Origin of the sequence: Peptostreptococcus faecalis (assembly GCF_900240845.1) — a bacterium.
GTDB lineage: Bacteria > Bacillota > Clostridia > Peptostreptococcales > Peptostreptococcaceae > Peptostreptococcus > Peptostreptococcus faecalis.
In genome coordinates this window covers 1-9,588 of sequence record NZ_OERU01000019.1, presented here as the reverse complement: position 1 = coordinate 9,588, position 9,588 = coordinate 1, and the positions used below count along the sequence as shown (strand labels likewise).

General features: G+C 29.8%; 9 protein-coding genes and 1 pseudogene. 2 read left to right on the top strand and 8 right to left on the bottom strand.

From position 1 onward, the window contains the following. The coding region (locus tag C0982_RS10170) for a cell wall-binding repeat-containing protein (protein ID WP_145994522.1) at positions 1–340 on the top strand (340 nt) is incomplete at its 5' end. A 194-nt stretch (positions 341–534) separates the two neighbouring features. On the opposite strand, the gene C0982_RS10165 is transcribed toward C0982_RS10170, so the two are convergent. From C0982_RS10165 to C0982_RS10135, 7 genes and pseudogenes are all read right to left on the bottom strand, one after another. Beyond that, complete coding sequence (locus C0982_RS10165; protein WP_101774084.1) at positions 535–1,287, bottom strand: iron ABC transporter ATP-binding protein; 753 nt, start codon at positions 1,285–1,287, stop codon at positions 535–537. Then, positions 1,284–2,348, bottom strand: a complete 1,065-nt coding sequence (locus tag C0982_RS10160; protein WP_101774083.1) for an iron chelate uptake ABC transporter family permease subunit — start codon at positions 2,346–2,348, stop codon at positions 1,284–1,286. Before C0982_RS10160 ends, C0982_RS10165 begins: the two co-directional genes overlap by 4 nt. Then, the gene (locus C0982_RS10155) at positions 2,345–3,361 is read right to left on the bottom strand and encodes an ABC transporter permease (protein WP_101774082.1); all 1,017 of its coding nucleotides are present in this window, start codon (positions 3,359–3,361) and stop codon (positions 2,345–2,347) included. The genes C0982_RS10160 and C0982_RS10155 overlap by 4 nt, the downstream gene beginning before the upstream one ends. After that, positions 3,361–4,308 (bottom strand): annotated as a pseudogene (locus C0982_RS10150) (siderophore ABC transporter substrate-binding protein). Before C0982_RS10150 ends, C0982_RS10155 begins: the two are co-directional and overlap by 1 nt. A gap of 543 nt (positions 4,309–4,851) precedes the next feature. Continuing rightward, positions 4,852–5,097, bottom strand: coding sequence for a hypothetical protein (locus C0982_RS10145; RefSeq protein ID WP_101774081.1), 246 nt, complete (start codon positions 5,095–5,097; stop codon positions 4,852–4,854). Between the two features lie 310 nt (positions 5,098–5,407). Beyond that, on the bottom strand, positions 5,408–6,175 hold the full coding sequence (locus C0982_RS10140) for an SDR family oxidoreductase (protein WP_101774080.1): 768 nt from the start codon (positions 6,173–6,175) through the stop codon (positions 5,408–5,410). Positions 6,176–6,381: 206 nt separating this feature from the next. Further along, entirely contained in the window at positions 6,382–7,362 is a 981-nt protein-coding gene (locus C0982_RS10135) for a C45 family autoproteolytic acyltransferase/hydolase (protein ID WP_101774079.1), read from the bottom strand. 920 nt (positions 7,363–8,282) lie between these two features. Between C0982_RS10135 and C0982_RS10130 the strand changes: the two genes are divergently transcribed. Continuing rightward, positions 8,283–8,639, top strand: coding sequence for a DUF3592 domain-containing protein (locus tag C0982_RS10130; protein ID WP_145994521.1), 357 nt, complete (start codon positions 8,283–8,285; stop codon positions 8,637–8,639). Positions 8,640–8,859: 220 nt separating this feature from the next. On the opposite strand, the gene C0982_RS10125 is transcribed toward C0982_RS10130, so the two are convergent. Then, positions 8,860–9,588, bottom strand: a 729-nt coding sequence (locus C0982_RS10125; protein WP_180946939.1) for an N-acetylmuramoyl-L-alanine amidase, incomplete at its 5' end; no start/stop codon positions are given.

Here is a 9,588-nt window from a genome sequence, read left to right as displayed (position 1 = left end):
AGAAGTGAGAGCACTTACTGGAAATAAGACAGACATGATACTAGTAGATGGAACTGACTTCCCAGATGGAATCACAATCAACTCACTAGCAGCTAAGTTTAAGTGCCCAATTCACCTTACAAAACCATCTTCTCTAACAGATATAACAGCTAAAGATATAGCTGACTGGAAGATAGATAGCATACTTGTAGGTGGTGGAGAAAACTCAGTATCTAAATCTGTATATGATGGATTAAAAGTAACTAATAAAGAAAGAATATCAGGAGCTGATAGATACTCTACAGCAGTGAAGATATCTCAAAGACTAGATAGTATATCTACTATGATAGGACGTAGGTAGGACGTAAATAACATCTAGAAAATACTGTATCTGAACTACTAAATTATATATACAATAAAGCCAAAGATAATAATATCTTTGGCTTTAAATTATACTCTAAAATATAAAATTATTTCAACATTTATAGTACACACTTGATGTTATTTTAAATATTATAAGATAAATTCAAACAAAATATTATAAAGTAGACTCAACTAGTAGACAGCAATCGGTCCGTGTGGTCCCTCAATTATATCTATTTTTGTCTCAAATATATCAGTTAATATATCTGATTTCATTATTTCCTCAATTTTTCCAAAAGCAGCTATACTTCCCTCTTTCATTGCACAAATTCTATCAGAGTACTTTGCCGCAAAGTTTATGTCATGCATAACTGTCAATATTGTCCTACCAAATTCATTTGCAGCTCGCCTTAAGTGTTCCATCATCTGAACAGAACGTGCTACATCTAAGTTGTTCAATGGTTCATCTAACAATACATACTCTGTTTCTTGACATAAAACCATTGCAACATAGGCTCTTTGTCTTTGACCTCCTGAAAGTTCATCCAAATATCTATTTTCCAAGTTGGTTAAATCTAAAAAATCAATGTATTTTGATATAATTACATCATCTTCTTTTGTAAGTCTTCCTTTTGAATAAGGAAATCTTCCGAATCCGACTAATTGTCTAACTGTTAATCTCGTTACAAAGTGATTTTCTTGCCTTAAAATAGTTATTTTTTTTGCTAATTCCTCTGATTTAGATTCTGAAACATCCATATTAGCAACTGCTATTTTACCTTCGTCTATATCTAAAAGTCTTCCTATCATCAATAATGTTGTAGACTTACCTGCTCCATTTGGCCCAATCAAAGATGTAATTCCAGCTTTTGGTATTTTGATATCTAATGGACCAATTTCGACTTCATCTGTATATGATTTTTTTACATTTTTTATTTCTATCATAATGTCCCTTTCCTCAATATTACAACTAAAAAAGTTAAACCACCAAACATTTCAATAATAATAGAAACCACACCTTGTGCATCAAAAACATGATACATAAAAAAATACGCTGCTGTTATTACTAAAAATGCCACAGCTATCCCCATTGGAAACAAATATCTATGATCATATGTAGATGCTATTTGATAAGTCAAAGTTGCAACTAAAAATCCATAAAAAGTAAGTGGTCCAATCAAAGCTGTTGTAATTGACATCAAAATTGAAACTAATACAAGGGTGTAAATTATACCTCTCTTATGATTTACTCCTAAAGGTACACTCGTATTTTTTCCTAATGATAGCACATTTAATTTTTTTGAATATACAAATAATAATATACTTACTATAATTACAATTGGTATTACCACAGGAAAATATGCAGCATCTGCGTTATTTACAGAGCCAAACAATCTTGCCTGCAAAACATCAAATTCCGAAGGTGTAAGTAACCTTCTCATAAATGATGATATTGACCTAAGCCCTACTCCAAAAATAACACCTATTAAAAGCATCAGTTGTAAATTACCATACTTGCCTGTAAGAAGCAATCCGTAAAGTAGTAAACACATTATCACCATTAAAGTTCCCTGAAATAAAAAAGGCACAACACCTGTAAACTCAAAAAAAACAGCTGCTCCACCAAAAAACATAGTTGCAGTATGTATTGTTGAATATAGTGCTTCAAACCCTAAAAGTGACGGTGTTATGATTCTATTATTAGTACTAGATTGAAATGCTATTGTAGATAAACTTTGACATACAGCAGCAATCATCATTGCAACAAGTGCTGACAATCTTCTTCTTACAACTGGAATAAATGAAGGTGAATCAACTGGTACTGGGTTATTATATACTAACAATCCATATGAAAAAAATATTCCCATAAGCACTAATCCTATTAAAATAATCCAATATCTCTTCTCATCTTTTTTTGATCCAAAAGCTCTTGCCGTTCTACTCTCATCAGGAAGATTAAAATTAAGCCCGTCATTTTCTATATTACTTATTGTTAATTTACTCATCTAGCCCTCCGTTGCTTCAACAAAATAAGTATGAATACAATTGAACCCACAGTTCCTAATATCAGGGAAACTGGAACTTCAAATGGCATTATAATGGTTCTTGAAATTATATCACAAAGAGTTATAGTTCCCATACCCAATACGCATACCCATGGAAGATTGCTCCTTAAGTCATCACCTCTGTACATAGAAACTATATTCGGTACAATAAGACCTAAAAAAGGTAAATTCCCTATTACAGAAGCGACTATTCCAACAGATAGTGAAATAAGTCCTGTACCTAGTAGAACTATCTTATCATAATTTGCACCAAGACTAGTTGCAATATCTTCTCCTAATCCAGCTAAAGTCAATCTATCTGCGTACTTAAAAATTAAAATAGTCGCAATTACTATAAACCATAAATATTCATATCTACCTATTTGAACTGGAGCAAAAGATCCTGCAAACCATATTTCTAAATTCTGTGTCATCTTAAAAACAAGTCCAATAAATGTAGAAATTGCAGATATTACAGCTCCAAGCATCATACCAATAATAGGAACAATAAGCGCGGATCTAAGTTTTACTTTTTTTAAGAACATAAAAAATATCATCGTTCCTATAAAAGAAAATATAATAGCCCCTCCCATCCTTAGCATCAATGAAGGTGCTGGAAATATCACGTACACTAGTATCAGTCCCAGACCTGCCCATTCAATAGTTCCTGTCGTAGTAGGTTCTACCATACGGTTTTGCGTAATTAATTGCGTTACAAGACCCGATATAGACATTGCTGCTCCAGTAAGCATCAATGCTACCGTTCTTGGAACACGTGTGATAAAAAACATATTTATTCCATCTTCTTGCCCTCTAATATCATACACTCCTGTAAATAAAGATATCAAAGCTAAAATAAAAAAAACAACAACAGCAATAATAAAGTTTTTAGTCCATATTTTATTGTTATTATTATACTGGGGCTGAGAAATCTCAGCCCCAGTATTATTTTCTATTTTAATTTTATCGTTCATTATTTTGATTTTCCTAATGCATCTGCTATATTTCCAAATAACTCAATATATGTTTGAACTGACTCATTAAGATATGTATCATTTGGTGCAAACACTATATGCCCTTCAGAAATAGCCTTAGTATTTTTTAGTGCAGGTGACTTTTCTATAACATCTTTTGCAGGAACTGATTCTCCATCCATCACTGCATCACGATCCATAGCAAAGATCCAATCAGGATTGCTTTCCGCAATTGCTTCTACTGAAATATTGTCTCCCTTGTGATCTGTTGAAGCATCCTTTACTTCTAAAGATGGTTTCCATCCAAAGATTTCATAAAGTGGTCCTCAAACACGCCCTTTACCAGGAGCTGAATAACCAATTTCTCCACCAGAAACTACCACACTCATAATTGTATCCTTACCGTTGTAAGAATCCTTAACATTCTTTATTGATTTATCAAAATCAGCAATTAATTTTTTAGCTTCATCATTTTTATTGAATATTTGACCTATAACAGTAGTAGAATCTTTAAGTCCATTCAGTAGACTTTCACCAGGTGCTCCCTTTTCTCCTGAAACATCAAAGCTTAAATCTACTACCGCAGCATTTGGAACTAATTTCTTTATATCTTCATAGTAACTACCGAATCTCTGACCCACTATAACAACGTCAGGATTTACTGATGCAATTACTTCAAGCTTTGGCTCTTTATGATCTCCAATATCTTTTACAGAATCATCTTTCATGTATGGTGACTCTTCAGTTAACAAACCTTTTGGTGCTGCTGCTAACTTAATTTTCCAATCAGCTAATGTTTCAAAAGTTCTATTATCCAAAGCTACTACGTTTTTTGGATTTACGGGAACTTTCACAGTTCCATGTATATCTTTTACTTCAACTGTAGCTGTATTACTTTCTTGCTTATCAGAGTTGCTCTCTGTCTTTGCGCAACCTGTTAAAGTCATTATAAATGCAACTACTAAAGCTGCACCTCCTAAAAATCTTTTATTAATCATAATCCTTCTCCTTAATATGCACTTATCATGCAATTATTTAATAAATTATAAATTCAATTTTATATCCGTACTACAACCTCAAAAAAAATATATTAATTTATACTAACAAGCACCTCCATTACTATATTTTCCCCCTTTTTTATATGTGATACAAAATATATTTTCAACAGGTATTAATAATTTAAACTTGTTGAAAACGATAAGCGTTATCGATTTCTATTGTACATTTTATAATAATTATTGTCAAGTAGAAATATGTAATTTAAAGTTTTTTCAAATTAATAATATGTAATATTAAGAAAATTCCCTTTCTTTAACTTTATTAATTTATTTAAATAAATAATGGTATTGTTTTGTAATAGATATTATTATTGTAGTGCTAATGATTATATTTAAATATATTACTCTAAGCGATAGTAAAATTTTTTAAAAAATGCCATGCTTCCTGGGGATAGCATGGCATTTTTTCCGATATTAAATTTCGTCCTAAATTTAATTATCAATATTTTCTTTAAGTTTTTTATAAATCAAATCACTAGCTTCTTCTTCATAGCAATCATATATTTTTTTACACTCTGAAGCCTTCTTATTTGTCAAATCATGTATTAGTTTAATAATATCTCCGGATTTCCCCGAATTTCCAAAATCAATTTTATACTTTAAAATTCTATCTTTTATATCTTTTTCTTCTTCTTGAGTCAATTCCCTCTGAACTTTCTTTTTTCCAAATAATCCCATAATTTTCCCCCTAAATTTTTTATTTTTCATGTTTATTATATATCAAAATAACTTATTTTTATATTATTTAATAAAAATTAAATAGTAATTAATTATATCTAAAAAATCTTTCTGGACTATTTCTTAAAAATGAAAATGCTTTAAAGGAAGAGAATGGATAACTGAACTTTATAATCGAAATAATGCTAAGCACTTCAAATTAAAATACAATCGATAAATACAAACTAAATTGGAGTATAGAAATAATTCTATACTCCCTTATATACTACTAATAACATACTCTCTTTTTTTCTACATCTAAATTGAGTCTTTAATAAGCAGTCCATCCACCATCTGCAACTATTGATTGTCCATTTATAAAGCTTGAATCATCTGATGCCAAAAATAATGCTATTTTAGCAATTTCTTCTGAAGCTCCAAATCTAGGGTTTGTTGCTCTTGTAGCAGGTAAAATCACTTCTCTTGCTTTTTCATTAACATCTTGCATGTATTCGCCCTCTCCTATTTCCGTTGCAACTCCTCCAGGGCATATTGCGTTACATCTTATATTTGATTTTGCATATATGTATCCTGTATTTTTTGTCAAACCTATTACAGCATGTTTTGAAGCAGTATAGATTGACCCCCCTCTTGCTCCATTAAGTCCACCCACTGAAGCAACATTAATTATATTTCCAGATCCCTGTTCTTCAAATATTCTTATAGCTTCTCTTGATGTATAAAATGGTACATAAGTGTTTAGCGTAAATATTTTTTCTAATGCACCATCATTAAAATCTCCTACTGCTGCAAAATCATCCATTATTCCTGCATTATTTACGAGTATATCTAATCTGTTTTCTTTTTCCTTTACTGCTTTTATATTTTTAGGAATTTGTTCTAAGTCCATTAAATCTATAGCTGTTGGTATTATTTCTCCTTGAAAATCTTTTGCTTTATTTTTTAATTCTTCAAGTCTTTCTACTCTCCTTGCCATTGCGTATACTTTTGCTCCTTCCTTAGCATATTCTAGCGCAATAGCAGCACCCATTCCAGAACTAGCACCAGTTACAATTGCTACTTTGTTTTTCAACTTCATAACACTTTCCTCCTTTAATAATTTCAAAATTTATTTACTATTATTATAGCACATATTATTTTTTAAATAGTCTATATAGTTTAAATATAAAAATTTTTTAAAATTTTATTATTATTTTAAATATTTTTTTATATTTAAAGTCTTCTCAAAATACAAAGAATCTTTATTTTTTATAACAAAATCCATATATTATACTGAAAAATATCCTATTTCCACCTTTTATCTTCAATAAATTTTCTTCTACTTGGATTACCTTCACTCCTATATATTTTATTATTTGCTATATCATAAATAGAAGACCAAATAGTATCAAAGCTTTGTTTTTTTTCATATTGGCATAAAAACCCTCTCTTTCCACTTAATAATTCTCTTATATCTTCTAATCTATAATTTGTATAATTTTCTTTTTCTAATGTATTATATCTGTCATGAGATCTTATATCATCATTTAAATCACACTTAAATAAACGCATTTTTTTTGATACAAAATGATTTGTTCTGTACAATGCGCCTTTAGAAATTTGTTCAAAATATTTTCTTTTTGAATTCAATTCCGCTAAAAGTACATCGCCATTTCTATCTGCAACAATAATATTTTGTGATGATCCTATCTCAACATTTTCTAAAAATTCTCTTGATTCTCTTATAGTCGCACATTTTTCTAAAATATATCGGATTAAAAATCCTGCATTAAACCCTAATCCTTTTTCTGTAGGGTATACAAATGTCAGCCCGCAAGCTAGCCCTTTTTCATTCATTCCGTCTTCCATCTGAATCATTGCAGTTGTATTTCCAATAAAAGAATATCCTTTATCTAATTTATAATAAGCACTGTCTGTTAGTTTTTGAATACTTTTATCAAAATCACTATTTCTAGCTAAGAAAATTCCATTTTTATTTGAAGTACCAATAATTGAACAGTAATTTTCATAAGTAAATACATACATTGTTGTTAGAAATGCAAATACTTTCACAAAATCCATTCTCAAACCTTCTGCAAAACCTTTTATTTCTTCTATAATTTCAGGATAATGTTTATAGTATATTTCATAAACTTGCTCTGAATACTTTAATTTTTCTTCATCCACCAATTTATCTATATCTAAATCCTTACCATTTTTATGCATATTATCTCCATACTTATAACCTGCTTCTCTATTGCTCCCTCTCCATCTTGAATGATACATCTTTACCCCTCCTAAAAATCATTATAAAATTAACATACTATTATACTGTGTTATAAAGCATTGATTGGGTTTCCGGTAACCTTATTCTGCTAATATAAGCATCACATAATAAAAATTTTGTGTCAATGTTTAAATAATAAGGTATCTTATAACGTTTCTAGTAGAACCATGTCTTTGAGTAAATACTAACATGAATTTTAACTTTATTTATGTATTTTTACCATATGTTTATGTAAAACTTTGTGCATATAAAGTTTAGAAGTAAATTACTAAGTGCTTTATTCATAAAAAAACAAGGATAGACTAATGCTACCCTTGCTTAATGTTTGCCACATGTTTAATTTCTTGATAATTACCACTTATTATAATAATAAGTTTTTAAAAATCTATATTTTAAAAACTAAATTTATATAAAATTACTTAGTTAGAACCGCCACGCTTTCAACGTGTACAGAATATAGAAAGTCACCTTTTTTATAAGACACTCTATAATTTATAATAACATTTTAACATTGATATTTCAACGTTTTCAAAGTTATATTTTTACAATTCAAATTTTTTTGTAGTTTATTATAACTAGAAAAAACTTGTTCAGCGTGGACAATCGGTGGACAGTTTTATTAATTTCTTATAGTTAAGTATAAAAATTAAAGATTCTAAAAACAGTGTAAAGCAAACCTAATATATTTAAATTTTCTCTACTTTGCTTTATAAGGCATTAACTTATTTTTTTTAAATTACCATCTATTTTTCAGCTAAATATATTGCTTTTTATTAAAATTAATGATATTCTCTAAAAAAACAATTCTATTTATGGAGGATAATATTATATGAAAAAAGTTTTTAAACTGTTGGCTGTATTAGGTTTTTTTACTATCACAGGTGGAGTTGCTTATATGCTTTATACTTTTACCCAAGACATGAGCCAATGGTCAAATATGAATCTATTGTTTACTATAATACCTGTTGGAATGGTATTGCTGTTTACTGGTATTTTTGGTGGATTTTTCTATGGAAGTATAGTGAACCGTTCCATACAAAAAAAGGGTGTTGCAACCAACGCTACTCTATTGTCTGCAAGAGAAACAGGTACACGTATCAATAATCAGCCTGAAATTGAGTGTTCCTTATCTTATAAGGTAAATGGTCAAGAATACGTGAGCACCACTCGAGAAGTGATTGGAGCATTAGATTTACATAAACTTTCAGTTGGTAGCGAACTTGTGATAAAGTACCTCCCTGAAAATCCAGAAAAAATCGTTCTATCTAGAGGATAGTAAATAAAAAAAGAAGGCTAGCATTAATTTGCTAGTCCTTTCTTTTTGTGTCAACTGTAATTAAGAAATTTAGTGTTCTCAATACTCTAACATATCTATTCTATTTTTACAACAAAAAAAAGAAGGGCAACTACCCAGCCACCCTACTTTTTGTGAAATATAATTATAATAATATTTTAGGAAATCTTGTCAATTTAATATTAACATATAGAAAACGTTTTTACAAGTATGCATTCACAGCGACTTTTGCACTCTCATATCTATCTTTATATTGTTTACCACCAACATACATTATATTATAATCTTTCTTAGTCCTAGTGCCATCATCTCTATAGCATTTAACTTTATATTTACTAGCTATAAGTTCTGCAATAGGCTTATCTCCGTCACCATAATATAATACTATTTTAGGTCTATTATCTATACCCTTACAATAAGCCGCACTTACATATCCCATCTTAGGTATTTTATACCATGCATTATTATATTCATCTCTTGCTACTGCTTCAACATATATTACAGAACCATCATTATAAGCATTAACTACCTTAGCATTTGCACTCGGCTGACTTCTTACGTTTAGAGTCTCACCTTTACCAACACTAACTTGTACAGAGTAATTCGCTTTTATTTCTGGTTTATTTAAGATGTTGTTAATTATTGTTTTTTGTCCGTTTAGTTCCTCGTTTATCATATTTAAAAATCTTTGCCAACCTAAATCCAAGGTTTTATGAGGGCAATATTTACCACTTTGCTTTTGGTGGGTTTCAACACGATCTATTCCCCATCCGTATTTTTTAAGTATGCTTGCTACATATTTAACTGCATTTCTTTCAGCTTTTGCAAACTCTAAAGCATTTCCAGTAGACTTTGCTATCTCAATACCTATATAATTTCTATTGCCATATGTAGCACCACAGTGCCATGTATTACGATTAAATGGTACATT